Source organism: Pseudomonas sp. LBUM1641, from assembly GCF_059716235.1.
Genome location: NZ_CP166815.1, coordinates 4,428,679 through 4,450,263, shown reverse-complemented (window position 1 = coordinate 4,450,263; position 21,585 = coordinate 4,428,679). Strand labels below are relative to the sequence as shown.

At 61.5% G+C, this 21,585-nt stretch carries 25 protein-coding genes and 1 pseudogene; 18 read left to right on the top strand and 8 right to left on the bottom strand.

Translation table 11 applies throughout. The features are described from left to right. The first annotated feature begins 120 nt into the window (after positions 1-120). From ACA046_RS20530 to ACA046_RS20515, 4 genes are all read left to right on the top strand, one after another. On the top strand, positions 121-816 hold the full coding sequence (locus ACA046_RS20530) for a fumarylacetoacetate hydrolase family protein (RefSeq protein ID WP_497674856.1): 696 nt from the start codon (positions 121-123) through the stop codon (positions 814-816). A 36-nt stretch (positions 817-852) separates the two neighbouring features. Continuing rightward, positions 853-1,752: a helix-turn-helix transcriptional regulator gene (locus ACA046_RS20525; protein WP_497674855.1), complete on the top strand. Its 900-nt coding sequence runs from the start codon at positions 853-855 to the stop codon at positions 1,750-1,752. 91 nt (positions 1,753-1,843) lie between these two features. Further along, a complete protein-coding gene (locus ACA046_RS20520; RefSeq protein WP_459021999.1) occupies positions 1,844-2,290 on the top strand; it encodes a GNAT family N-acetyltransferase in 447 nt (148 codons plus the stop codon). Between the two features lie 4 nt (positions 2,291-2,294). Next, positions 2,295-2,555, top strand: coding sequence for a hypothetical protein (locus ACA046_RS20515; RefSeq protein ID WP_076016836.1), 261 nt, complete (start codon positions 2,295-2,297; stop codon positions 2,553-2,555). 287 nt (positions 2,556-2,842) lie between these two features. On the opposite strand, the gene ACA046_RS20510 is transcribed toward ACA046_RS20515, so the two are convergent. Continuing rightward, positions 2,843-3,787, bottom strand: coding sequence for a sensor domain-containing diguanylate cyclase (locus ACA046_RS20510; protein WP_076016837.1), 945 nt, complete (start codon positions 3,785-3,787; stop codon positions 2,843-2,845). A 242-nt stretch (positions 3,788-4,029) separates the two neighbouring features. On the opposite strand from ACA046_RS20510, the gene ACA046_RS20505 reads away from it, so the two are divergent. Further along, positions 4,030-4,278, top strand: coding sequence for a DUF1652 domain-containing protein (locus ACA046_RS20505; protein ID WP_167663323.1), 249 nt, complete (start codon positions 4,030-4,032; stop codon positions 4,276-4,278). A 4-nt stretch (positions 4,279-4,282) separates the two neighbouring features. On the opposite strand, the gene ACA046_RS20500 is transcribed toward ACA046_RS20505, so the two are convergent. After that, positions 4,283-4,426: a hypothetical protein gene (locus ACA046_RS20500; RefSeq protein WP_167663322.1), complete on the bottom strand. Its 144-nt coding sequence runs from the start codon at positions 4,424-4,426 to the stop codon at positions 4,283-4,285. 269 nt (positions 4,427-4,695) lie between these two features. Between ACA046_RS20500 and ACA046_RS20495 the strand changes: the two genes are divergently transcribed. The 5 genes from ACA046_RS20495 to ACA046_RS20475 all read left to right on the top strand — a co-directional run bounded on the left by ACA046_RS20495 (position 4,696) and on the right by ACA046_RS20475 (position 6,889). After that, entirely contained in the window at positions 4,696-5,016 is a 321-nt protein-coding gene (locus ACA046_RS20495; protein ID WP_003219711.1) for a YXWGXW repeat-containing protein, read from the top strand. Between the two features lie 47 nt (positions 5,017-5,063). Beyond that, positions 5,064-5,645 carry an RNA polymerase sigma factor gene (locus tag ACA046_RS20490; protein ID WP_497674854.1) on the top strand — a complete coding sequence of 194 codons (582 nt, stop codon included), beginning with the start codon at positions 5,064-5,066 and terminating at the stop codon, positions 5,643-5,645. Then, a complete protein-coding gene (locus tag ACA046_RS20485) occupies positions 5,642-6,073 on the top strand; it encodes a hypothetical protein (protein WP_497674853.1) in 432 nt (143 codons plus the stop codon). The genes ACA046_RS20490 and ACA046_RS20485 overlap by 4 nt, the downstream gene beginning before the upstream one ends. After that, a complete protein-coding gene (locus tag ACA046_RS20480; protein ID WP_017477135.1) occupies positions 6,070-6,546 on the top strand; it encodes a periplasmic heavy metal sensor in 477 nt (158 codons plus the stop codon). The genes ACA046_RS20485 and ACA046_RS20480 overlap by 4 nt, the downstream gene beginning before the upstream one ends. Before the next feature lie 133 nt (positions 6,547-6,679). Continuing rightward, a complete protein-coding gene (locus tag ACA046_RS20475; protein WP_076016843.1) occupies positions 6,680-6,889 on the top strand; it encodes a YXWGXW repeat-containing protein in 210 nt (69 codons plus the stop codon). 73 nt (positions 6,890-6,962) lie between these two features. Here ACA046_RS20475 and ACA046_RS20470 read toward each other — a convergent pair whose 3' ends face one another. Further along, entirely contained in the window at positions 6,963-7,904 is a 942-nt protein-coding gene (locus ACA046_RS20470) for a LysR substrate-binding domain-containing protein (protein ID WP_497674852.1), read from the bottom strand. Between the two features lie 118 nt (positions 7,905-8,022). Here ACA046_RS20470 and ACA046_RS20465 point away from each other — a divergent pair, with 118 nt between their 5' ends. Genes ACA046_RS20465 through ACA046_RS20455 form a run of 3 tightly spaced genes read left to right on the top strand, consistent with a single transcriptional unit; the run spans position 8,023 to position 10,286 of the window. Then, a complete protein-coding gene (locus tag ACA046_RS20465) occupies positions 8,023-9,027 on the top strand; it encodes an aldo/keto reductase (protein WP_497674851.1) in 1,005 nt (334 codons plus the stop codon). Positions 9,028-9,043: 16 nt separating this feature from the next. After that, entirely contained in the window at positions 9,044-9,841 is a 798-nt protein-coding gene (locus tag ACA046_RS20460) for an SDR family NAD(P)-dependent oxidoreductase (RefSeq protein ID WP_459021983.1), read from the top strand. 28 nt (positions 9,842-9,869) lie between these two features. After that, positions 9,870-10,286, top strand: coding sequence for an SRPBCC family protein (locus ACA046_RS20455; RefSeq protein WP_459021981.1), 417 nt, complete (start codon positions 9,870-9,872; stop codon positions 10,284-10,286). A gap of 119 nt (positions 10,287-10,405) precedes the next feature. Here ACA046_RS20455 and ACA046_RS20450 read toward each other — a convergent pair whose 3' ends face one another. Then, positions 10,406-11,803 carry a sensor histidine kinase gene (locus ACA046_RS20450; RefSeq protein ID WP_497674850.1) on the bottom strand — a complete coding sequence of 466 codons (1,398 nt, stop codon included), beginning with the start codon at positions 11,801-11,803 and terminating at the stop codon, positions 10,406-10,408. Further along, the gene (locus tag ACA046_RS20445; protein ID WP_003219726.1) at positions 11,781-12,464 is read right to left on the bottom strand and encodes a response regulator transcription factor; all 684 of its coding nucleotides are present in this window, start codon (positions 12,462-12,464) and stop codon (positions 11,781-11,783) included. Before ACA046_RS20445 ends, ACA046_RS20450 begins: the two co-directional genes overlap by 23 nt. Before the next feature lie 368 nt (positions 12,465-12,832). On the opposite strand from ACA046_RS20445, the gene ACA046_RS20440 reads away from it, so the two are divergent. Continuing rightward, complete coding sequence (locus ACA046_RS20440; RefSeq protein WP_459021978.1) at positions 12,833-13,738, top strand: hypothetical protein; 906 nt, start codon at positions 12,833-12,835, stop codon at positions 13,736-13,738. Here the strand turns inward: ACA046_RS20440 and ACA046_RS20435 are convergent. Then, positions 13,735-13,911 carry a hypothetical protein gene (locus ACA046_RS20435; protein ID WP_459021976.1) on the bottom strand — a complete coding sequence of 59 codons (177 nt, stop codon included), beginning with the start codon at positions 13,909-13,911 and terminating at the stop codon, positions 13,735-13,737. The two genes, ACA046_RS20440 and ACA046_RS20435, sit on opposite strands and share 4 nt — an antisense overlap. A 19-nt stretch (positions 13,912-13,930) precedes the next feature. Between ACA046_RS20435 and ACA046_RS20430 the strand changes: the two genes are divergently transcribed. From ACA046_RS20430 to ACA046_RS20415, 4 genes are all read left to right on the top strand, one after another. After that, positions 13,931-14,278 carry a hypothetical protein gene (locus ACA046_RS20430; RefSeq protein WP_459021974.1) on the top strand — a complete coding sequence of 116 codons (348 nt, stop codon included), beginning with the start codon at positions 13,931-13,933 and terminating at the stop codon, positions 14,276-14,278. Between the two features lie 96 nt (positions 14,279-14,374). Continuing rightward, a complete protein-coding gene (locus ACA046_RS20425; RefSeq protein ID WP_497674849.1) occupies positions 14,375-15,613 on the top strand; it encodes a TolC family protein in 1,239 nt (412 codons plus the stop codon). Continuing rightward, positions 15,606-16,877: an efflux RND transporter periplasmic adaptor subunit gene (locus ACA046_RS20420; protein WP_497674848.1), complete on the top strand. Its 1,272-nt coding sequence runs from the start codon at positions 15,606-15,608 to the stop codon at positions 16,875-16,877. The genes ACA046_RS20425 and ACA046_RS20420 overlap by 8 nt, the downstream gene beginning before the upstream one ends. After that, on the top strand, positions 16,874-19,987 hold the full coding sequence (locus tag ACA046_RS20415) for an efflux RND transporter permease subunit (protein ID WP_497674847.1): 3,114 nt from the start codon (positions 16,874-16,876) through the stop codon (positions 19,985-19,987). The genes ACA046_RS20420 and ACA046_RS20415 overlap by 4 nt, the downstream gene beginning before the upstream one ends. 14 nt (positions 19,988-20,001) lie before the next feature. Here the strand turns inward: ACA046_RS20415 and ACA046_RS20410 are convergent. Next, positions 20,002-20,097: pseudogene (locus ACA046_RS20410) on the bottom strand (N-acetyltransferase); the annotation flags it as partial. Positions 20,098-20,113: 16 nt separating this feature from the next. After that, positions 20,114-21,229, bottom strand: a complete 1,116-nt coding sequence (locus tag ACA046_RS20405; protein WP_497674846.1) for a Gfo/Idh/MocA family protein — start codon at positions 21,227-21,229, stop codon at positions 20,114-20,116. Positions 21,230-21,585 lie beyond the last annotated feature (356 nt).

Genomic DNA, 21,585 nt, shown 5'->3' with positions numbered 1-21,585 from the left:
TTGGGTTCGCTCGGCAAAGTGACCGATGCACCGCCCAGTACAAAATCTGCGTAAGCCTGTCCAACTTCGCCCTGAGGCCAGTCCGCATACTGGCCCCAGGTAACCGAAGAGGCACATGCCATGACCCGCTACGTCATCACTCCCAACGAAATCCCATCCCTCGCCATCCAGGGCGACGACGCTCGCTTCCCGCTGCGCCGGGTGTTCTGTGTCGGGCGCAACTACAGCGAACATACCCGCGAAATGGGCCACGACCCCGACCGCGAGCCGCCGTTCTTTTTCATGAAACCGGCCGATGCCGTGGTGCCTGCCGAGGGCGTGATCGCCTATCCACCATTGACCGCCGACCTGCATCACGAGGTCGAGTTGGTGGTGGCCATCGGCAAAGGCGGCGTGGACATTGCCCCGGAAGAGGCCTTCGCGCATATCTGGGGTTACGGCTTGGGCATTGACCTGACCCGCCGCGACCTCCAGGCCCAGGCGAAAAAGCTGTCGCGGCCGTGGGAATGGGCCAAGGCCTTCGATGAATCGGCACCCTGCACTGCGTTGCAGCCGGTGAGCGCCGTCGGCCATCCGGGCAGCGGGCGTATCTGGCTCAAGGTCAATGGCGAGCAACGCCAAGTGGGCGATCTGGCAGACCAGATCTGGTCGGTCAGCGAGGTGATCAGCCATGCGTCCAAATCCGTGGCGCTGAAAGCCGGCGACCTGATCTTCACCGGCACCCCGGCGGGCGTTGGCGCCTTGCAACCGGGCGATGTGGTGACCGCCGGGATCGACGGCCTGGCCGAGCTGAGCTTCACCCTCAGCCAGGGTTGACGCTACAGTGGTGCCCAGGCTCTCCGGGAAATACGTATGCCAGGCACCCGCATCACCACCTATGGCATGGAACAACGCAGCGACCGCTCCGACTTCTACATCCGCGACAAGCGGGGCAGGGCGGCGCTGACCAGTCCCCATCGCCACGAATACTTCCAGATCCAGATCAACCTGGGCGGCGACACCGTGCAGCACATCGGCGGTGCGGTGCGCCCGTTCCCGAAAAAGGCCCTGGCCTTTATCCTGCCCCATCGCCTGCATGTGATTCCCCATCCCGAAGACGGTGACTTCCTGCTGATCAATTTCAGCCAGGGCTTTTTCCTGCCGCAACTGACCTGCGACCCGCTGGACCTCGAAGACATCCCCATCAGCCAGGCCCCGGAGCTGTCGCCGTTCCGCTTCCAGGAACAGCTGGACTTCATTCTTGAAGACGCGGCATTCGAGGAAGTCAAAACCTGGCTCGAACACATGCGCACCCTGGACGCCCACCGCAGCTTCGGCGCGCGAGAGCGGCTCAAGGGTTACCTGTTCCAGCTGATCGGGCTGGTGTGCCAACAGTACGCCGAACCGCTCCAGGCGTTCGCCGCCAACAACGCCACCCGGCGTGGCCGAAAGGACGCACTGGCCCGTGTGCAGGGCTACATTCGTGAGCATTTGCACGAGCCATCGCTGAACCTGACCGATGCCGCAGCGGCTGCGTTCCTGTCGCCCAATTACCTGACCCACTTGCTGCGCAAGGAAACCGGTAAACCCTTCTCCCAACTGGTGCTCGACCGGCGCATGCAACTGGCGCGCACGCTGCTGCTCAACAGCCCACAGATGATCGGCGCGATTGCGCACCGTTGCGGGTTTACCGACGAGGCGTATTTTTCCCGGTGTTTTCGCAAGGCCCACGGGCTGGCGCCGGGGCAGTTCAGGCGGCGTGAGCAGGATTGACGCGCAAACCGGGTGCGTGTTTTACAAATCCACCACAATCGATGTGTTTCAATTTACATACAATTGAGCGTCTCATTGGGAGGCGGTGCACATGGCTACGGTTTTACGGTTGGCAACCCCGAATGACATTAATGCGATTTTCGATATTCGCACCGCAGTGGTGCAGAACCACCTAAGCCGCGAGCAGATGGCTGAGCTGGGCATTACCCCGCAGGTGGTCGCCGAGAGCATGCATGAAGCGCCCTGTGTGTGGCTCGCCGAAGTGGACGGCACGCCTGTGGCGTTTTCAATGGTGGATGTTGCCGAAGGCGAGGTGTTCGCCCTGTTTGTGCTGCCCTCCCACGAGAACCTCGGGTTGGGTCGCCAATTGATGGCGGTGGCCGAGGCGGCGCTGTTCGAACGCCACGACACGCTGTTCCTGATCACCGATGGGCGAGATCACATTCGGGCTAATGGCTTTTACCAACGGCTTGGCTGGTCGGTGGTCGACACGGCCGAAGGCGACGACGTTCGCTATCAGAAACACAAGGTGCAATGAGTGTATGAGTCATCCGGAACCCCCTCAATCCCACGCCTTCCGCTATTTTTTCATCGGGATTGTGTGCTTGGCGGTGATGTTGGGGACCTATTTCGTTCGGCTCAATGCCCAGGTTGACCGACAGCGGGAAGAAGCGGCGGAGCGCCTGGCGTTATGCCGTCAGGCGGCCAGCGTTTCGCGCCCTACGCCCCAGGACGACCTTGTGCTGGTGGATCCCTGCAAACACTTGATGGAACATTACTTGAAAAAGCCCACGCACTTTTAATCAATAACCTTATTTTTTTCACGGAATTAAACTGCGCAAGTGTGTTTAATTCATGCCGTTATTGCACCAAAAAGTGGCACTTTCAATAATCGGATCCATTAAAAATGTGTGGTTATTGAATGACTTAGCGCTGTTTTAATCCGACGAAAGGTTGAAAATTATCTTGTTACAAGTTTTGCCGCTCGGTAATATAGTCGGGCGTTCACCTCCCACGGTTTATGCATTTTTAAATCCCAAGTTTCCATCAGCTACTTGGGATTTTTTTTGCCCGCGATTTGAGCGTTGTATCAATCCAGCGCGTCGGCGAACTCCGCGCGCATCCGGCCATTGTGCTTGGCCTGGTACAGCAGCTTGTCCACCGCTTCGACAAATACCAGCGCCTCGCTGCCTGGCCTTACCGTGCAAGTGCCTACGCCCAGGCTCAACGTCAGCAAGTTCGACACCGCCGAATGCCCGTGCTCAATCTGCTGCTGGCGGATCAGGTGCAGGCAGCGTTCGGCCACGCGCCGGGCAGACTCGGCATCGGTTTCCGGCAGCAACCACACAAACTCCTCGCCGCCGATGCGCGCAATGAAGTCCCGTGGCCGATTGGCCGCCCGGGAGAGCGTGCTCGCCACTTGCTTAAGGCATTCATCACCCTTGATATGCCCGTAGAGGTCGTTGTACTGCTTGAAATAGTCGATATCCAGCAGGATCAACGACAGCGGCAGTTGGCTGCGCTGCGCGCTGGTCCATTCGCGCGCCAGCACGGTGTCGAACATGCGCCGGTTGGCGATGCCAGTCAGGCCGTCCTGGAACGAATATTCCTCCAGCTGTTTTTGCAGGCGAGTCAGGTGTTCTTCGGTCTTCTTGCGCTCGCTGATATCGAACATGAAGCCGATCAGCGCCTGCACTTCGCCGTCCTTGCGCTCCACGTGCACCACGTCGCGAATCCACACGTACTCACCGCTGGCAGTCAGCGCGCGGTAATCGGCTTCGTGATCGACCCCGGCGCGGGACTGCGAGACGCAGAAGTTGACGACGTATTCGCGGTCATCCGGGTGCATGCGCTCCACCCAGTCATCGACGGTGGCCCAGCTCTGCGGGGTCCAGCCCAGCAGCGCCTCGATTTGTGGGCCGATGTAGCTGAAGGTCATCGTTGCCCAGTCGATACGCCAGGGGATGGCCTTGGTCGATTCGAGCAACGTCTTGTACACGGCACTGTCGGGTTCGATCAAAGGTTCGATGCTCATGGGGATGCTCTTGATGGCGGCAAAAGACCATAGCATCTGGCCATCATCGCCAGGAATCAAGTGCTTCGCGCGGCATCGGATGAGAGGGGCCGGTGTGGTTTTTCTGGCGTCAGCCGGCCAGCGGTTTCAGGCAAATTGAGCACCAAGTATCACTTTTGACTTAATTCCCCGGCAGGTTGAAAAAGCTCATCTACCCTAGACGGATCACGTCCACCGAGTCTGGTCCAGCGAAGGGTGCCCGCATGGTCTCGATAGCCGAGTTTCGCCACATCATGGAGTCCGGCTTCCTGCCGCTCGCCTGTGACTGTTCATTGAACAGCGACGGTTCTCTGCGCATCAATATCTTCGACCCGGCTTCCGGGCGCGTCGACCTGCTGCTGACCCGCGTGTCTCCCCAGGGTCTGGACAGCATCCGTTCCATCTCAAACCTGATTGGCGAACTGCGCACCGAGATCAAGGCCGGGCGCAGAGGGTTTGCGGCATTCGGTTAGAGGCTCAAGAGACTGCTTGTGCCGACGGTGCAGTCACCACCCCGTAACCGCGCCAGCAGCAATGGTCGCGGTGCCCCGGCAGGAACACGCAGCCGCCAAGGTTCATGAGCAGGACAGCGGCAACCAGCAGTGAAATTCGACGAGACATGGTGATTTCCTCAAGGTAGTGAACGTTGAAAATCAACAGGTATGCCTGCTGATTGCCAACGGTTAACCCTTGAACGCGACCGCCTGGCCAAATCCGTCGGCGCTTTTTGCATATTTCATCAAACCCCCGCAAACCCTGGGCAATACTGGCCCTGTCTACCGTCATGAGCGGTCGTGGAAAAAGTTGATTTTGACGCGACGGATTATTCGGACACTCACCGTTCAACCCTACAGCTGCGATCACTGGCGATCGCCGATGAAGGAGTTGTCATGAGACTTGCACGACCGCTGGCCAAATTACGTTACGCCTTGTTGATCCCGCTGGCGCTGGCCGCCCTGGTCAGCACGCCGACCTTTGCCCAGACCGAAGTGATCATCCGCGAAGCGCCACCGCCGATGCGCGTCGAGGCCGTTCCCGTCGAGCGCCCGGGTTATGTGTGGGACCGCGGGCACTGGCGCTACGAAGGGCGTGGTTATGCCTGGGTGCCGGGCCACTGGCAGCCGGTGATGCGCAACGCCCGTTGGGAACCTGGCCACTGGGAATCGCGCGGCCCCAACTGGTACTGGAGAGAAGGGCACTGGATCCGCTGACCCTCCCGTCAACCTGACCCTTAGCCACCGGACCGAGACTTGCCCTATTGAAAGACACTGATCCGGACGTTGAGCTGTTGGCCCGCATCGGTAACAACGAACCGGCGGCCATCAACGAAATGGTGACGCGCAAACTCCCGCGTTTGCTCGCACTCGCCAGTCGGATCCTCGGGGATGGCGACGAGGCCAGGGACGTGGCCCAGGAAAGCTTCCTGCGGATCTGGCGCCAGGCCGCGAACTGGCGCAGTGGCGAAGCGCGCTTCGACACTTGGTTGCACCGCGTGGTGCTCAACCTGTGCCACGACCATTTGCGTCGGCGCAAGGAGCGCCCGTTGCACGACGAGGAGGCCATGAGCGAAGTGGTCGACACGGCGCCTGCGCCCGATGAGCAACTGGAAGCCGCCGCCCGCAGCGCGCATATGGCCCAGGCGCTGGCATCGCTGCCTGATCGCCAGCGCGAGGCGATTGTGCTGCAGTACTATCAAGAGCTGTCGAATATCGACGCCGCGGCGCTGATGAACATCAGCGTCGAGGCACTGGAGAGCTTGCTGTCTCGGGCCCGGCGCAACTTGCGCAGTTACCTTGACGACACACCCGGGCCCGCCCGCCCAGGAAGGGGAAAACCATGACGCCCGAACGATTTGCCCAACTGGCCGAGGCTTACGGCGGCCACCTGCACCGTTGGCCCCGTGCCGAACAGGCGCAGGCCCAGGCACTGCTGGACGCAGGCGATGCCGGCGCACTCGAGGTGCTGCACCAGGCGCGATGGCTCGATGGCCAGTTGGACGGCTATCAACTGGCGCCCGTCGACCCGGCGCTGGCGCGGCAGATCCGCCACTCGTTTCCCCAGCGCCAGTCCTTTTGGGCACGCTACGCTGGCTGGCTATCGCCCGCCGGTTTCGTCGGCGTGGGCATCGCCGGGATTGCCGCCGGCATCCTGGTGGCATCGTTGAGCGTGCCGCTGCCCACGCTCGGTCCTGAAGTACTGCCCAGTGTCTTCGACCAGGGCGACGCCGACATCGTCTTCACCGTCAACGCCGAGGAAAGCGAGCAATGACCCCGTCACCCAAGTACCTGAAGCCGCTGTTGGTTGTGTCGGTGTTGTTCAACGTGTTTTTGATCGGTGGTGTCGGCGGTGGCCTTTACCACTGGCTGGCCAATGCCAAGCCCGCCGAGGCCGTGGTGAACCAGCATGGCTTGCGCCAGGCGATGGTCAAGCTACCGCCGGAACGGCGCAAGGAACTGCGCCAGCTGCTGCGCCAGAACCGCGCCGACAGCCAGCCACTGGTGCTCGCCGGGCGCGAGGCGCGGCTGGATGTGATCAAGCAACTGGAAGCGCCGACCCTGGACCGTGCGGCGTTGGTGACGGATTTAGGCAAGGCCCGGGAGGCGGACATGGCGCTCCGGGCGCTGGTGGACAACACCCTGGCGCAGTTCGCCAGTACGTTGCCCCGGGATGAGCGCCAGCGGTTGGTGGAGGCGTTGTATATGAAGGGGCAGGCGAAGGGCAAGGCCGCCAAGAGCCACTGATGCTCGTTCCCACGCAGAGCGTCGGAACGAGCATTAATCACGGAGACGGGCGACGGATTTTCCCGGTTGGTCGCGTTTAACCCGGGTAAGCCCGCCACTCAGGCGACGGCTAGTCTCATTGGGGAACCGTGCCATGTCCCGGATATTCAAGGCCACGCTGGCCGCCACGTTGATGGCAGCTGCGTTGTCCGGTTGTATCGTTGAACCTGTTCACCCGCGGCGCCCGCCGCCGTTGGTTGAGGTCGTGCCGGTGGCACCGGCGCCGGGGTATCAGTGGGTGCGGGGGCACTATCGCTGGGGGAACGGACAGTGGTTGTGGGTGCCGGGGCATTGGCGGTATTGATCCCTCCACACTTTTAACTGCGACGCTGAAACCCTGTGGGAGCTGGCTTGCCTGCGATGGCATCACCGCGGTCTTACTGACAGACCGAGGCGCCTGCATCGCGGGCAAGCCCGGCTCCCAGATGTGATAGGGGCTCCGTCAACACCTTCCTGAACGTCTCCACCAACGGCCGCAAATTGATCCGATGCCACGCCGCCCACAGCGGCGTGGTGTAGGTCAGCCATGGCAGTTCCCGCAGCACCACGCCCGGCGGTGCATTGCGGCTCAAGCCCTTTTGCACCATCGCGACACCTAACCCCGACGCCACCAACCCCAACGCGGTGAACGGCTCGCTGGCTTCCATCGGAATCTGCGGGGTGAAACCTGCACGAATGCACGCGGCAACAAAATCATCCGCCGGGTTCGCGCCCGGTTTGCGTTGCACGCCAATCCATTGCTGCTCGGCCAGATGTTCGGGCAGCAGTTCGCTGACGCTGGCCAGCGGATGCTGCTCGGGCAGCGCCAGCAGCATCGGGTCGTCCAGCACTTGCAGCGCCATCAGGTCCGGGTCATCCGCAGCCGGTGGTTCACCCACCAGGGCGATGTCGAGGCTGCGTTGGCGCAGGCCTTCCAGCTGTTCGGCGGAGGGCAGGTTGTACAGCGCGATATGCACGTTGGGCCGCGCGTCGCGCAAGACTTTCAAGGCATTCGGCAACACGCCCGCGTGCATCGCGTTTTCGATGTAGCCGATGCACAGCCCGCCTTCTTCGCCTTTGCCCAAGCGCCGGCCCAGGGATTCCAGACGGTTGGCGTGGGTCAGCAGCGCCTTGGTTTCGGCCAGGAACGTCTGGCCGTCGCGGGTCAGGCGGATGCGCTGTTGGCTGCGCTCGAACAGGGTCAGGCCCAGGCGTTCTTCCAGTTGCGCGATCTGCCGGCTCAGGGGCGATTGGGAGATGTGCAACCGTTCGGCAGCACGCCCCACGTGTTCTTCTTCAGCGACTACAACGAAGTAGCGCAATTGGCGGAAATCGATCATGTCAGACCTGTAAGGACTCAAGTTGGTCGCAGTATGTCTTGGACGGTCCGATCTCTGCAATCTACGATCTGCTCAACGGTCAACACAGCGACCTTGAACAATCTTGAGGATTTACCCCATGAGCTTGAAAGACAAACTGCCCGGCGTGCTGGGTTTTGGCACCGCCCCATTGGGCAACATGTTCCGCGCCATCCCTGAAGAAGAAGCCCAAGCCACCGTTGAAGCCGCCTGGAACCAGGGTGTGCGTTACTTCGACACCGCGCCGTTCTACGGTTCGGGCCTCTCGGAAATTCGCCTGGGCCAGGCCCTGTCGAAGTACAACCGTGACGACTATGTACTCAGCACCAAAGTTGGCCGTCTGATTCTGGACGAAGTGGAAGAAAACGCCCGCGATCTCGGCGAGAAAAGCGGTGTGTTCGAACACGGCCGGCCGAACAAGATGGTCAACGACTACAGCGCCGATGCCACCCTGCGCTCCATCGAAGACAGCCTCAATCGCCTGCAAACCGACCGCCTGGATATCGTGTGGATTCACGACATTGCCCAGGACTTCTACGGTGACCAATGGCTGGATTATTTCAACCAGGCGCGCACCGGTGCTTTCAAAGTACTGACTCGCCTGCGTGAAGAAGGCGTGATCAAGGCCTGGGGCCTGGGCGTCAATCGCGTCGAGCCTTGCGAATTGACCCTGGACCTGACCGAAGCCCAGCCCGACGGCTTCCTGCTCGCCGGTCGCTACACCTTGCTCGACCACGAACGTGCCTTGCAGCGCCTGATGGACGCGGCCTTGGCACAGAACGTCGAGATCGTGGTCGGCGGCCCCTACAGCTCGGGCATCCTGGCGGGCGGCGCGCATTTTGAATACCAGAAAGCCAGCCCGGCGATCATCAGCAAGGTCGAGCAGATCAAGGCGATTGCCGCGGCCCATGGCGTGAGTGTCAAAGCCGCCGCGCTGCAATTCTCCCTGGCCCATCCGGCAGTGGCGGCAGTGATTCCGGGTGCCAGTCGTCCGGGGCGAATTGCTGAAGACGTCGCGGCGTTGTCAGAGAAGATTCCCGCAGCCTTTTGGCAGGCCCTGCGCGACGCCCGATTGATTTCGGCCCGTGCACCGCTGCCGCTCTAACCACAGGAACGCGAACATGAAAATTGATATCAGTGGCAAAGTCGCAATCGTCAGTGGCAGCACCGCCGGGATCGGCCTGGGCATCAGCCAGGCCCTGGCGCAATCCGGCGCCACGGTGGTAGTGATCGGGCGTGAGTCGAGCAAGGTCGACGAGGCGCTGGCGACGATTCGCCAGGCAGTCCCCGGCGCTGAGCTGCGTGGCCTGGTGGCAGACCTGGGCACGGTCGAGGGCGCCGAAAAACTGTTCGCCGCCGAGCCGCGGGCCGACATCCTGGTGAACAACCTCGGGATCTTCAACGACGTCGATTTCTTCGACGCACCCGACAGCGAGTGGACGCGTTTCTACGAGGTCAACGTGATCTCCGGCGTGCGTTTGTCGCGGCACTACACGCCGGGCATGGTCGAGAAGGGCTGGGGCCGGGTGATCTTTGTGTCGTCGGAATCGGGCGTGGCAACGCCGGCCGACATGATCAACTACGGCGTCACCAAAAGCGCCAACCTGGCGGTGTCCCATGGCCTGGCCAAACGCCTGGCGGGCACCGGGGTGACGGTCAATGCGATCCTGCCGGGGCCGACCTTTACCGATGGCCTGGAGAACATGCTCAAGGACGCGGTGGCCAAGTCCGGGCGCAGTCCTCGGGATGAGGCAGATGTGTTTGTGCGCAACGCGCGGCCGACGTCGATCATCCAGCGCGCAGCGAATGTGGATGAAGTGGCGAATCTGGTGGCGTACATTGCTTCACCGTTATCGTCTGCAACCACCGGTGCCGCGTTGCGGGTCGACGGCGGCGTTGTCGACAGCATGGCGATCTGAATTTCTTGAATGGTTTGGAGTGTGAATCGTGGCAAAAGCATCTGCTGTTATTGAAATCCCGGTTTCGGCCGAACAGGTTTGGCAATTGGTCGGCGGCTTCAATTCGCTGCCGGACTGGCTGCCCTTTATCGTCAAGAGCGAGCCGAGTGACGGCGGCCGTGTGCGCCATCTGCAAACGGCTGATGGTGGTGTGGTGGTGGAGCGTCTGCAACGCTTTGATAACGCGGCACGTACTTACAGCTACTCCATCAGTGAGTCGCCGTTTCCGGTGAGTGAGTATCTGGCGACGTTGAAGGTTGAGGCGCTGGATGACAGCTCTGCGAAGGTGACCTGGTCGGGTGTGTTTACCCCGGTGGCGGGTGTGACGGATGCGGCGGTGGAGGAGTTGTTCAGCGGTGTTTACAGCGGTGGGCTGGAAGCGTTGCGGGGCAATTTCCCTGGCTGAGTGAAGATCAAATGTGGGAGCGGGCTTGCTCGCGAATGCGGTGGATCAGTGCCAGATGGGTTGACTGACACTCCGCATTCGCGAGCAAGCCCGCTCCCACATTGGTTTTGTGGTGTCCTTCAGGCCTCGGGCATTAGCTGTTGGCGGCATTCGAGGGTCAGCTTCGCGCCGCCACTTTCGCTGCTGCCCACTTCCAGTTTGAACCCGTGCAGGTTGATGATCGCGGCCACAATCGACAGCCCCAACCCAAACCCGCTTTGCTGCTGATTCCCTTCGTCCACCCGATAGAAACGCTGGAACACTGCCGCGCGTTCCGCTGCTGGAATTCCGGGGCCGGAGTCGAGCACTTCGATGCGGGTACTGCCGGCATCGTTGACGCCTCGCAGGATCACTTCGCCGCCCGGTGGGGTGAATTTGATCGAGTTGCTCAGCAGGTTGGCCAGGGCTTCGAACAGCAATGCGCGGTCGCCGGTGATCCACGGTAATGAGGCCGGCACTTGCAGCAGCAGTTCCATCTCGCCTTCCTCCGCCAAAGGCAGGTAGAAGTCGTGGAGTTCCTGCAGCAAGGGCAGGGGGTCGAGTACCAGGAAGCCTGAGCGACGTTGGTGGTCTTCCAGTTCGGAAATCCGCAACAGGCCGCGAAAGCGCGCCATCAAGGTGTCGGTCTCGGCGATGGCCGCGTCCAGTTGCAGGGCGTGGGGCGCGTCTTCATCGGCCTGCTGCTGGATCCGGTACAGCTGCGCCCGCAGGCGGGTCAGCGGGGTGCGCAGGTCGTGGGCGATGTTGTCGCACACGCCCTTGACCTCGTTCATCAGCTTCTCGATGCGGTCGAGCATCGCGTTGACGATGGCCGCCAGCATGTCCAGTTCGTCGCGTCGGTCAGACAACGGCAAGCGGTGGGTCAGGTCGCCGGCCACGATGGCTTCGGCGCTGGCCTGGATTCCGCGAATCCGCCGCAACGGACGCCGTCGCAGCAGGTGCCAGCCAGCCGCGCCAGGAATGATCGTCAGAGTAATCCCCCACAGCAGGGCGTGCAGGATGATGCGGGTCACACCGAACAGCGAGCCGTTGGCGCGAACCAAAATCAGCCAGCGGCCATCCTCGGTGTGGGTGGCCACGGCGTCGCAGCTGTCGCGGGGCAGTTTCGGGTCATCGGAATTGATGCAGTTGGCCAGGGCATGGATGTGCCCGTCCATCGGCAGGTCGGGCGGTATCACACGGATCGGGCCGCTGATGGGGTTGAACTGGTTATCGAACAGCCCGTATGCGTCAACGCCCTTCATGTCGAAGGTCATGCTGGTGGTCAGGGCTTCCACCAGTTCTTCGCCGTCAAACCGCTGGAACAAATGCTGGCGCTGCATCAGCGAGTGGCGCGAGAGGTCGCCCAGGTAACCAGAGACCTCGTAGTACAGCACGCCCATCAGAATGCAGCTCCAGGCCACGAACAACGAACTGTAGAGCGCCAGCAGTCGGCTGCTGGAGGAGCGCCAGCCTTTAGAGGGGTTCAGCAATGACATACCCGGAACCTCGTACCGTGCGGATCAGCGGCGTGAGGCCCGGCGGGTCGATTTTTTTGCGCAGGCGACCGATGTGCACATCGATCAGGTTGGTGCCCGGGTCGAAGTGATAACCCCAGACTTCCTCGAAGATCATCATCCGCGACAAGATTTGCCCGGTGTTGCGCATCAGGAATTCCAGCAGTTTGTATTCCGTCGGCAACAGGCTCAGAGGCTGTTCGGCGCGGCTGGCTTCGCGGCTGATCAGGTTCAATTCCAGATCTGCCACGCGCAGTGCGGTTTCGAACTCCTTGACCGTGCTTTTGCGCCGCAGCAGCACTTCGACGCGGGCGGCCATTTCGTCGGAGGCGAACGGTTTGGTCAGGTAGTCATCACCACCGGCGCGCAGGCCGCGTACCCGTTCATCCACGTCGGAGAGGGCGCTGATCATCAGGATCGGTGTGGATACGCCGATGGTGCGCAAGGTGGTGACGATGGCCAGGCCATCCAGTTCCGGGAGCATGCGGTCGAGGGTGATCAGGTCGTAATCACCGCTGACGGCACGCACCAGGCCTTCGCGGCCGTTGTCTACCCAGTCTACGTCCAGTCCATGGCTACTCAGCTCGGCAACGATCTCCCGGGCCGTTACGGCGTCGTCCTCGATGGTCAAAATGCGGGTCATAAGGATTACCTGGTGAGCGATTCACACTGAAGTACGGGCATTTTGCCAAGAAATGATAGCCCGCTTCCTAAATAAAAATTTATGTAGGCACAAACGACACAATTCACCTTACCCCGGTGAATCTGAACGAACGCTGTGTGTGTAGGATTTTTTGCTTCCCATGGCGCGAGCATGGGTTATTTCCTACGAGGAATGCATAACGCCCGCCGCTCCAGGGCATTTCTTGCAAGTTGCATGGTTCAAATTAGTTCAAATTACTTAAGTATTTGAAATATATAGGCTTTTAATTTTGAGACATCTGGCACGTCGCCTGCACTGTCCCTTTTGAGACTTGTAACACTATTTTTCATGCCTGGAGCAAAACAACAATGATCACATCCTCATCCACGCTGCAAGAATCGAGCTCGCTCTCCGGGGTTTCCTGGGGCGCGATCTTTGCCGGGGCCGCTGCCGCGGCTGCGTTGTCCTTGATCCTGGTACTGCTGGGCTTCGGCCTGGGCTTTTCGGCGGTTTCGCCGTGGGCCGACAGTGGCATCAGCGCCAAAGGGCTTGGCATTTCCACCATTGTCTGGCTGGCGGCTACGCAAATCATCGCGTCGGGGATGGGCGGTTACATCGCCGGTCGCCTGCGGGTGAAATGGGCCAATATGCACGGCGATGAGGTGTACTTCCGCGACACCGCCCATGGCTTCCTGGCCTGGGCCGTGGCGACACTGGTGACGGCGGTGTTGATCGTCGGTTCGGTCAGCAGTGTGGTCAGCGGTGGTGTAAAGGCCGGTGCCAGTGTGGTCTCGGGTGCCGCCAGCGGCATGAGCCAGGCAGCGGGTGCTGCCACCAAGGGTGAAGACTTCGGCTACTACGTCGACAGCCTGTTCCGTGATGATCGCCCGGCAGCCGTCAGCGATGACGCGGTGCACGGTGTGGTCGCTCGCATCTTCGCTCGCACCGTGAGCAACAACGGCCAACTGGCGCCTGAAGACCGTGCGTACCTCGCGCAGTTGATCAGCCAGCGTACCAACCTCAGCCAGGCTGATGCCGAGGCGCGTGTAGACCAAGTCTACGGCCAGGCTCAAAAAGCGCTGGATGACGCCAAGTTGAAAGCCAAGCAGGCTGCCGACACGGCTGCGAAAGTGGCGGCCTACACATCGCTGTGGACCTTCGTGGCGCTGTTGATCGGTGCGTTTTTTGCCAGCCTCGCTGCAACCTTTGGCGGTCGTCGCCGGGATGCCGTGGTGTACCTGGAAACCACTCCCCACACCACTCCCGTTCGTTAATTCAAGGAGAACGTCATGCGCTCATTACTGTTGTTTTTCCTCGGTGTGCCTATCCCGGTCATCATCCTGATCGCGATCTTCATGCACTGATCCTGCTGTCCGTTTGAATCAAGCCGCGCCTGCTCCAGCAGGTGCGGCTTTTTGTTGTTTGTTAATTGTTGCTTAACCACCATTTGGCTAAGCTCCCGTCCCATGAGCCGCTATCTGCGTTTTTTCCTGGTCCTGCTGTTGAGTCTTGCGCTTCCCCTGACCGGGATGGCGGGCGTGCCGTCGAGTACCGAGCCGTGCCCGATGCAGATGTCCGATATGCAGATGATGAGCGACATGGCCCCGGACTGTTGTCAGGACGGCGCCACTCCCGCCGACCACAGCAAAAGCTGTAAACCCGGCCAGGAATGCAAGACTGGCGGCATGCTGCAATTGTCGATGCCGGTGCTTAAAGCGCCGGCGACTGTTTCCAATGCGCTGCTGGTCAGCGTCTCTTCTGACTTTATTCCCGACCGCACGCCGTCCGGCGTCTGGCGTCCGCCCCGTACCTGAATCCTGTTGCACCTGAAGACTCGTCCCTGACCCGGGATGGCCTTGCTGTGGGCCGCGTAAAGCGGTGCGCAGCGCAACAGAACAGGACACTTCAAGATGAATTTCCTATGCGTGCGTGCCCTGGTGGTGGGCGTGCTGGCGTGGCCGACGCTGGCGTCTGCGCTGACCCTGGATGATGCCTTGCGCCTGGCGCAAAACAACGCGCCGTCGCTGACGGCTGAATCCTCCAAATTGCAGGCTGCCACTGAGGCGGCGATTCCGGCCGGTGAACTGCCGGACCCGAAACTGGTAGTAGGCCTGCAAAACTTCCCCGTCGGCGGGCCCAATCGCGGGACGCTGTATGGCGATGACATGACCGAGCAAATGATCGGTATCCAGCAACAAGTGCCCAGCCGCGACAAGCGTAAGGCACGGGTTGAGTTGGCCTCGGCCACCGTGGACACGGCTGCCGCCGAGGGCCGGATCGAACGCTTGAACGTACGGCAGGCCACCGCCCAGGCGTGGATTCGCGCCTATTCGGTGGGACGCAAAGAGGCATTGTTCAAGGACTTCTATCAGCAGAATCGCCTGCTGCAAGACACCGTGCGTGCGCAACTGGCCGGTGGTCGCGGGCAGCTCTCCGACGCAGTGATCCCGAAGCAGGAAGCGGCTGACTTGGCCGAACGCGAAGATGAGCTGATCCAGCAACGCGCCCAGGCCCGCGCGGCGCTCAAGCGCTGGATCGGCCCGGCTGCCAGTGAAGCCCCCAGCGGGCAGTTGCCGAACTGGAAAATCGACACCACGGGCCTCACCCACAACCTGCATCAGCATCCGGTTCTGCAAGCCTTTGTACCGCGCACCCGCGAGGCCGAAGCCCGGCTGAACGAGGCCAAGGCGCAAAAGACCTCGGACTGGAGTTGGGAAGTGGACTACCAACACCGAGGACGCGAATACGGCGACATGGTCAGCCTGCAATTCACCTTCGATTTGCCGATCTTCCCCGGTCGCCGGCAGAACCCCGGTATCGCCGCCAAACAGGCCGAACTCGACCAACTGGACGCCGAGCGCGAAGCCAAGACCCGTGAACACACCCAGGAACTCGAAGACGACCTGGCCAACTATCAACGCCTGGACCGCGCCGTGCAGCGCAGCCAGGACAGCCTGGTGCCGCTGGCCGAGGAGAAGGTGTCCCTGAGCCTGGCGGGGTATCGCGCGGGCAAGGGCGACCTGATGAACGTGGTCAGCGCCCGCCGTGAGCTGGTCGAGGCACGCTTCAAACAGATTGATGCCATTGAGCAGCGCGCCCTGACCGGCGCCCAGCTGTATTTCGCTTACGGGGAACCCGCCAATGAATAACCGAATCGTGAATATGGCCCTGTTGGGCGGCGTCCTGCTGCTGGGTCTGGGTGGCGGCTATTGGCTGGCGCAGATGCGCGCGGCACAACCGGCCATGGCCGGGGCGATGCAGGCGCCGGACGAGAAAAAGGCGCTGTACTGGTACGACCCGATGTACCCGCAGCAGAAATTCGACAAGCCGGGCAAGTCGCCTTTCATGGACATGCAGTTGGTGCCGCGTTACGCCGGTGGTGCCGAAGAGAGTGCGTCGATTCAAATCGATTCGAGCCTGACCCAGAACATCGGCGTACGCCTGGCGAGTGTCAGTCGCGGCGTGCTGGCGTCGAGTCTTGATCTGTCGGGGATCCTGACCTTCAACGACCGCGATGTGGCAGTGGTGCAGGCTCGCGCTGCTGGATATGTAGAGCGGGTTTACGCCCGTGCGCCGGGTGATGTGCTCAAGGCTCAGGCGCCCCTGGCTGACATTCTGGTGCCCGAATGGGCCGCCGCCCAGGAAGAGTTTCTTGCTCTGCGACATAGCGATCCAGGGTTGTTGACTGCCGCCCGCCAGCGCCTGCGCTTGACTGGAATGCCTGCCGGGTTGATCACGCAGATGGAGCGCAGCGGCCGGGTGCAATCGGTGATGACCATGACCACCCCGTTAGGCGGCGCGTTGCAAACCCTGGACGTTCGCGAGGGCATGACCGTTGCGGCCGGACAAACCCTCGCGCGAGTTAACGGCCTGGGCACTGTGTGGCTGCAAGTCGCTGTGCCTGAAGCCCAGGGCGGCGCATTGGTGGTCGGGCAAACCGTCGAGAGCCGTTTTGTCGGGCTACCGGGCCAGGTATTCAAAGGCACCGTCGCCGCAATCCTGCCAGCCACCGCCATGGACAGCCGCACCGTGCAGTTGCGAGTCGAACTGCCCAACCCTGACGGCAGGTTGCGCCCCGGCATGACCGCCCAGGCACGACTGGCCCAATCGACCGGGCAATCGGTGCTGTTGCTGCCGAGCGAGACGTTGATTCGTACCGGCAAACGCGCGCTGGTGATGGTGGCCGGGGAGGGCGGACGTTATCGCCCGGTGGAAGTCCAGGTGGGCGCAGAAAACCAGGACCAGACCGTCATCGTTTCAGGCCTGCAGGAAGGCCAGCAGGTAGTCGCCTCGGGTCAATTTCTGCTGGACTCTGAAGCAAGTTTGAAGGGGATTACCACTCAGGCGTCCGACAGTTTTTCAAATAAAGGGGCCATGGACGGCATGAGCATGCAACCGGGAGCCCGGCCATGATCGCCCTGTTGATTCGCTGGTCGGTGGCCAACCGCTTTTTGGTGTTGCTGGCGACGTTATTCGTGACCGCGTGGGGCCTGTGGTCGATCCAGAACACTCCGGTGGACGCGCTGCCGGACCTTTCGGATGTGCAGGTGATCATCCGCACGCCATACCCGGGCCAGGCGCCGCAAATTGTCGAGAATCAGGTCACTTACCCGATGACCACCACCATGCTCTCGGTGCCGGGGGCGAAGACCGTGCGCGGCTTTTCGTTCTTCGGCGACAGCTACGTCTACGTGCTGTTCGACGAAGGCACCGACCTGTATTGGGCACGTTCGCGGGTGCTGGAATACCTGAGCCAGTTGCAGGCGCGCTTGCCGGCATCTGCCAAGCCGGCGCTGGGCCCGGATGCCACCGGTGTTGGCTGGATCTATCAGTACGCGCTGGTGGACCGCACCGGCAAACATGACCTGGCGCAGTTGCGCTCTTTGCAGGACTGGTTCCTCAAGTTCGAACTCAAGACCCTGCCCAACGTCGCCGAAGTGGCGACCATCGGCGGCCAGGTCAAGCAGTATCAGGTACAGATCGATCCCCTGGCCCTGGCCAGTCGCGGTATCACCCAGGCGCAAGTGGTGGAAGCCATCGGCAAGGCCAATCAGGAAACCGGCGGCTCGGTGTTGAACATGGGCGAGTCGGATTACATGGTGCGCGCCTCCGGCTACCTGAAAACCCTGGAAGATTTCCGCGCCATTCCCCTGCGGCTCGACACCAACAACGTGCCAGTGACCCTCGGCGATGTAGCGACGATTCAATTGGGCCCGGACATGCGCCGAGGCATCAGCGAGCTGGATGGCGAAGGCGAAGCCGTGGGCGGCGTGGTGATCCTGCGCAGCGGCAAGAACGCCCGCGAGGCCATCGCGGCGGTCAAGACCAGGCTGGAACAACTGAAAACCAGCCTGCCACCCGGTGTTGAAATCGTCACCACCTACGATCGCAGCAAACTCATCGACCGCGCCGTGGACAACCTCAGCCATAAACTGCTGGAAGAGTTTCTGGTGGTGGCGCTGGTGTGCGGGATTTTCCTGTGGCACCTGCGCTCGTCCCTGGTGGCGATCATCTCGTTGCCGGTAGGGGTGCTGATTGCCTTTATCGTCATGCGCTTCCAGGGGATCAACGCCAACATCATGTCCTTGGGCGGGATTGCGATTGCCATCGGCGCGATGGTCGATGGCGCGGTGGTGATGATCGAGAATGCCCACAAGAAAATCGAGGCCTGGCACCACGCACATCCGAATCGCGAATTGAAGGGCGAGGAGCATTGGAAGGTCATCACTGATGCGGCGGTGGAGGTGGGGCCGGCGCTGTTTTTCTGCCTGCTGATCATCACCTTGTCGTTTATCCCGGTGTTCACCCTGCAAGCCCAGGAAGGCCGGTTGTTCGGCCCGCTGGCCTACACGAAGACCTACGCCATGGCCGCAGCGGCAGGGTTGTCGGTGACCTTGATCCCGGTGCTGATGGGGTACTGGATTCGCGGGCGCATTCCCGACGAGCAGCGCAACCCGCTGAATCGCGGCCTGATCAAACTCTATCAACCGGCCCTCGAAGCCGTATTGCGCTGGCCGCGCATGACCCTGCTGGTGGCGCTGCTGATGGTCGCGAGTGCGCTGTGGCCGATGTCGCACCTGGGCGGTGAATTCCTGCCGCCGCTGGATGAAGGCGACTTGCTGTACATGCCTTCGGCGCTGCCGGGATTGTCGACGCAAACCGCAGGCGCGTTGCTGCAGCGTACCGACCGCTTGATCAAGAGCGTGCCGGAAGTCGCCCATGTGTTCGGCAAGGCCGGCCGCGCAGAAACGGCCACCGACCCGGCGCCGCTGGAAATGTTCGAAACCACCATTGAGTTCAAGCCGCGAGATCAATGGCGCCCCGGCATGACCCCGGAAAAACTGGTGAAGGAACTCGACCGCGTGGTGCAGGTGCCGGGGCTGACCAACATCTGGATTCCGCCGATCCGCAACCGCATCGACATGCTCGCTACGGGGGTCAAAAGCCCGATCGGCGTCAAGGTCGCGGGCACTAGCCTGATGGAAATCGACGCGGTAACCCAGGCCGTGGAAAAGGTCGCCAAGACGGTGCCCGGCGTGAGCTCCGCCCTGGCCGAACGCCTGACGGGCGGGCGCTACATCGACGTGGATATCAATCGCCCGGCAGCCGCGCGTTATGGCCTGAACATCAGCGATGTGCAGTCCATCGTCTCCGGGGCGATTGGCGGTGAAAACATCGGCGAGACGGTCGAAGGCCTCGCGCGTTTCCCCATCAACCTGCGCTACCCGAAAGAATGGCGCGATTCGGTGGCGGCGTTAAGCAACCTGCCGATTTATACGCCGTCGGGCAGCCAGATCACCTTGGGCGCCGTGGCCAACATCAAGGTCACCGAAGGCCCGCCGATGCTCAAGAGCGAAAACGCCCGGCCTTCCGGCTGGGTGTACATCGACGTGCGCGATCGCGACTTGGCGTCGGTGGTGAAGGACTTGCGTGCGGCGATCAACCAGCAGGTGCAGTTGCAACCGGGCATGAGCCTCAGCTACTCGGGGCAGTTCGAGTTCCTGGAGCGGGCCAATGAACGCTTGAAGCTGGTAGTGCCGGCGACCTTGCTGATCATCTTCGTGCTGCTGTACCTGACGTTCCGCCGGGTGGATGAGGCGCTGCTGATCCTGGCCACGTTGCCGTTCGCACTGACCGGTGGGGTCTGGTTGCTGTACTGGCTGGGCTTCAACCTGTCGGTGGCGACCGGCGTCGGGTTTATTGCATTGGCGGGGGTGTCGGCCGAGTTCGGCGTGATCATGCTGCTGTACCTGAAAAACGCCTGGGCTGAACGCCAAGGAGGAGGGGACCAGGCCCTGCTGGAAGCCATCACCGAAGGCGCCGTATTGCGCGTGCGCCCCAAGGCGATGACCGTCGCCGTAATCATCGCCGGCTTGCTGCCGATCCTGTTGGGCGGCGGCACCGGCAGCGAAGTCATGAGCCGAATTGCCGCGCCAATGATTGGCGGCATGCTCACGGCACCCTTGCTCTCCCTCTTCGTTATCCCGGCGGCGTACCGCCTCATGCGTCGCCCCCGAACCTGATGGCTTACACATAACCTGTGGCGAGGGAGCTTGCTCCCGTTGGACTGCGCAGCAGGCCCATTTTTTGGGGCCGCTTCGCGCCCCAGCGGGAGCAAGCTCCCTCTCCACACTTAATCCTCTACAAATTCAGACCTCCTCAGTCCTGACCCACCGCTCCTCCTTGGCCGCCACCCGAATCGCCGTAGCCAACCGCTCAACCTCCCAAGCCGCTGCAAAATCCGTCCCATCGCTACCGTTCCCAGCCAACGCCATCACCAACTCATGCACCTCCAGCGTCTTCAACTCGTTGTACCCCAACTGATGCCCCGGTGCCGGGCTGAACGCGGCATATCCGGGCAGCGAAGGCCCCGCCAGCAACCGCTGAAACCCATCCTGCCCAACCCGAAACAGCTGCAACTCATTCAACCGTTCCTGATCAAACAACAACGTGCCCCGCGTGCCACTGATCTCAAAGCTCAGGTGATTCTTATACCCATGCTTCAGCCAACTACTGCTCACCGTCCCCCGCGCACCATTGGCAAACCGCAGCAACGCATGCACCTGATCGTCCACCGCAATCTCCCGCAGCGTGTCACTTCCGGCAGTAGCAGGCCGTTGCCCATGCACCGTTTGCGTATCGGCACACACACTCAGCACATCCCCCACCAGGTACCGCGCCATCGACAGCAAGTGACTGCCCAAATCCGCCAACGCACCGCCGGCATGCCCCACCTCACAGCGCCACGACCACGGCGACGATGCATCCGCCATGAAATCCTCGCTGAATTCCCCCTGGAAACTGATGATCTCTCCCAATTCACCACTGGCGATCAACTGCCGGGCCAGGCCAATCATCGGGTTGTGCTGATAGTTGTAGCCGACCCGCGTCACTACCCCGGCCTTGCTCGCCGCATCACGCATGGCTGCCGCCTGTTCCAGGCTCACCGCCAGCGGCTTCTCGCAATACACCGCCTTGCCCGCCGCCAGCGCAGCCATGGCCATCGGGTAGTGCAAATGGTTAGGGGTAGTGATGGCGACGACATCGACCTTGGGATCGTCGATCAACTGCAGCCAGTCGCCATGGGCCTGGGCAAACCCCCAGTCCGCGGCGCAGCGTGTCGCGCGTTCGGTATCGGCATCGGCCAGGGCGGCCAGTGTGAGCTTCACCGGCAGCTCAAACACCGCCCGCGCGTTATTGAATGCCAGAGCGTGGGCACGCCCCATAAAGCCTGTGCCAATCAGGCCGATTCCGAGTTCGCGCATAGCCGGGTTCCTTCGAATTATTGTTTTGAGAAGGCTATTTATGGAATAAATATTCCCAAAACTCAATACATAGAATAAAAATTCATTTCAAGGCTCTCCATTCATCCCGTGGCGAGGGAACTTGCTCCCGCTGGGCTGCGTAGCGGCCCCAAAAAGCGTAGGAGCGCTGCGCACTCCAGCGGGAGCAAGCTCCCTCGCCACGATCACCGCTGCTGATAGTGCTACATTCAGCAGTGGCTCAAAGCCCCTCCAGTTAACAAAACATAACGTAGCGCCGATTGTCAGACGATTCCAAAGCCCGCTAGGATGGCCCAGCTTGCCCAAGGCGCTCTAGGTTGCAGGTTTCAGGGCTCTGA

Bases quoted from the DNA above. Each gene is read 5' to 3' on its own strand.
- ACA046_RS20430 (WP_459021974.1), top strand. From the start codon at position 13,931: ATGAGCCGCTATCTGCGTTTTTTCCTGGTCCTGCTGTTGAGTCTTGCG.
- ACA046_RS20405 (WP_497674846.1), bottom strand. From the start codon at position 21,229: ATGCGCGAACTCGGAATCGGCCTGATTGGCACAGGCTTTATGGGGCGT.
- ACA046_RS20525 (WP_497674855.1), top strand. From the start codon at position 853: ATGCCAGGCACCCGCATCACCACCTATGGCATGGAACAACGCAGCGAC.
- ACA046_RS20485 (WP_497674853.1), top strand. From the start codon at position 5,642: ATGACGCCCGAACGATTTGCCCAACTGGCCGAGGCTTACGGCGGCCAC.
- ACA046_RS20425 (WP_497674849.1), top strand. From the start codon at position 14,375: ATGAATTTCCTATGCGTGCGTGCCCTGGTGGTGGGCGTGCTGGCGTGG.
- ACA046_RS20500 (WP_167663322.1), bottom strand. From the start codon at position 4,426: ATGTCTCGTCGAATTTCACTGCTGGTTGCCGCTGTCCTGCTCATGAAC.
- ACA046_RS20495 (WP_003219711.1), top strand. From the start codon at position 4,696: ATGAGACTTGCACGACCGCTGGCCAAATTACGTTACGCCTTGTTGATC.
- ACA046_RS20505 (WP_167663323.1), top strand. From the start codon at position 4,030: ATGGTCTCGATAGCCGAGTTTCGCCACATCATGGAGTCCGGCTTCCTG.
- ACA046_RS20480 (WP_017477135.1), top strand. From the start codon at position 6,070: ATGACCCCGTCACCCAAGTACCTGAAGCCGCTGTTGGTTGTGTCGGTG.
- ACA046_RS20520 (WP_459021999.1), top strand. From the start codon at position 1,844: ATGGCTACGGTTTTACGGTTGGCAACCCCGAATGACATTAATGCGATT.
- ACA046_RS20530 (WP_497674856.1), top strand. From the start codon at position 121: ATGACCCGCTACGTCATCACTCCCAACGAAATCCCATCCCTCGCCATC.
- ACA046_RS20450 (WP_497674850.1), bottom strand. From the start codon at position 11,803: ATGTCATTGCTGAACCCCTCTAAAGGCTGGCGCTCCTCCAGCAGCCGA.
- ACA046_RS20460 (WP_459021983.1), top strand. From the start codon at position 9,044: ATGAAAATTGATATCAGTGGCAAAGTCGCAATCGTCAGTGGCAGCACC.
- ACA046_RS20435 (WP_459021976.1), bottom strand. From the start codon at position 13,911: ATGGTGGTTAAGCAACAATTAACAAACAACAAAAAGCCGCACCTGCTG.
- ACA046_RS20515 (WP_076016836.1), top strand. From the start codon at position 2,295: ATGAGTCATCCGGAACCCCCTCAATCCCACGCCTTCCGCTATTTTTTC.
- ACA046_RS20510 (WP_076016837.1), bottom strand. From the start codon at position 3,787: ATGAGCATCGAACCTTTGATCGAACCCGACAGTGCCGTGTACAAGACG.
- ACA046_RS20445 (WP_003219726.1), bottom strand. From the start codon at position 12,464: ATGACCCGCATTTTGACCATCGAGGACGACGCCGTAACGGCCCGGGAG.
- ACA046_RS20440 (WP_459021978.1), top strand. From the start codon at position 12,833: ATGATCACATCCTCATCCACGCTGCAAGAATCGAGCTCGCTCTCCGGG.
- ACA046_RS20415 (WP_497674847.1), top strand. From the start codon at position 16,874: ATGATCGCCCTGTTGATTCGCTGGTCGGTGGCCAACCGCTTTTTGGTG.
- ACA046_RS20470 (WP_497674852.1), bottom strand. From the start codon at position 7,904: ATGATCGATTTCCGCCAATTGCGCTACTTCGTTGTAGTCGCTGAAGAA.
- ACA046_RS20475 (WP_076016843.1), top strand. From the start codon at position 6,680: ATGTCCCGGATATTCAAGGCCACGCTGGCCGCCACGTTGATGGCAGCT.
- ACA046_RS20465 (WP_497674851.1), top strand. From the start codon at position 8,023: ATGAGCTTGAAAGACAAACTGCCCGGCGTGCTGGGTTTTGGCACCGCC.
- ACA046_RS20420 (WP_497674848.1), top strand. From the start codon at position 15,606: ATGAATAACCGAATCGTGAATATGGCCCTGTTGGGCGGCGTCCTGCTG.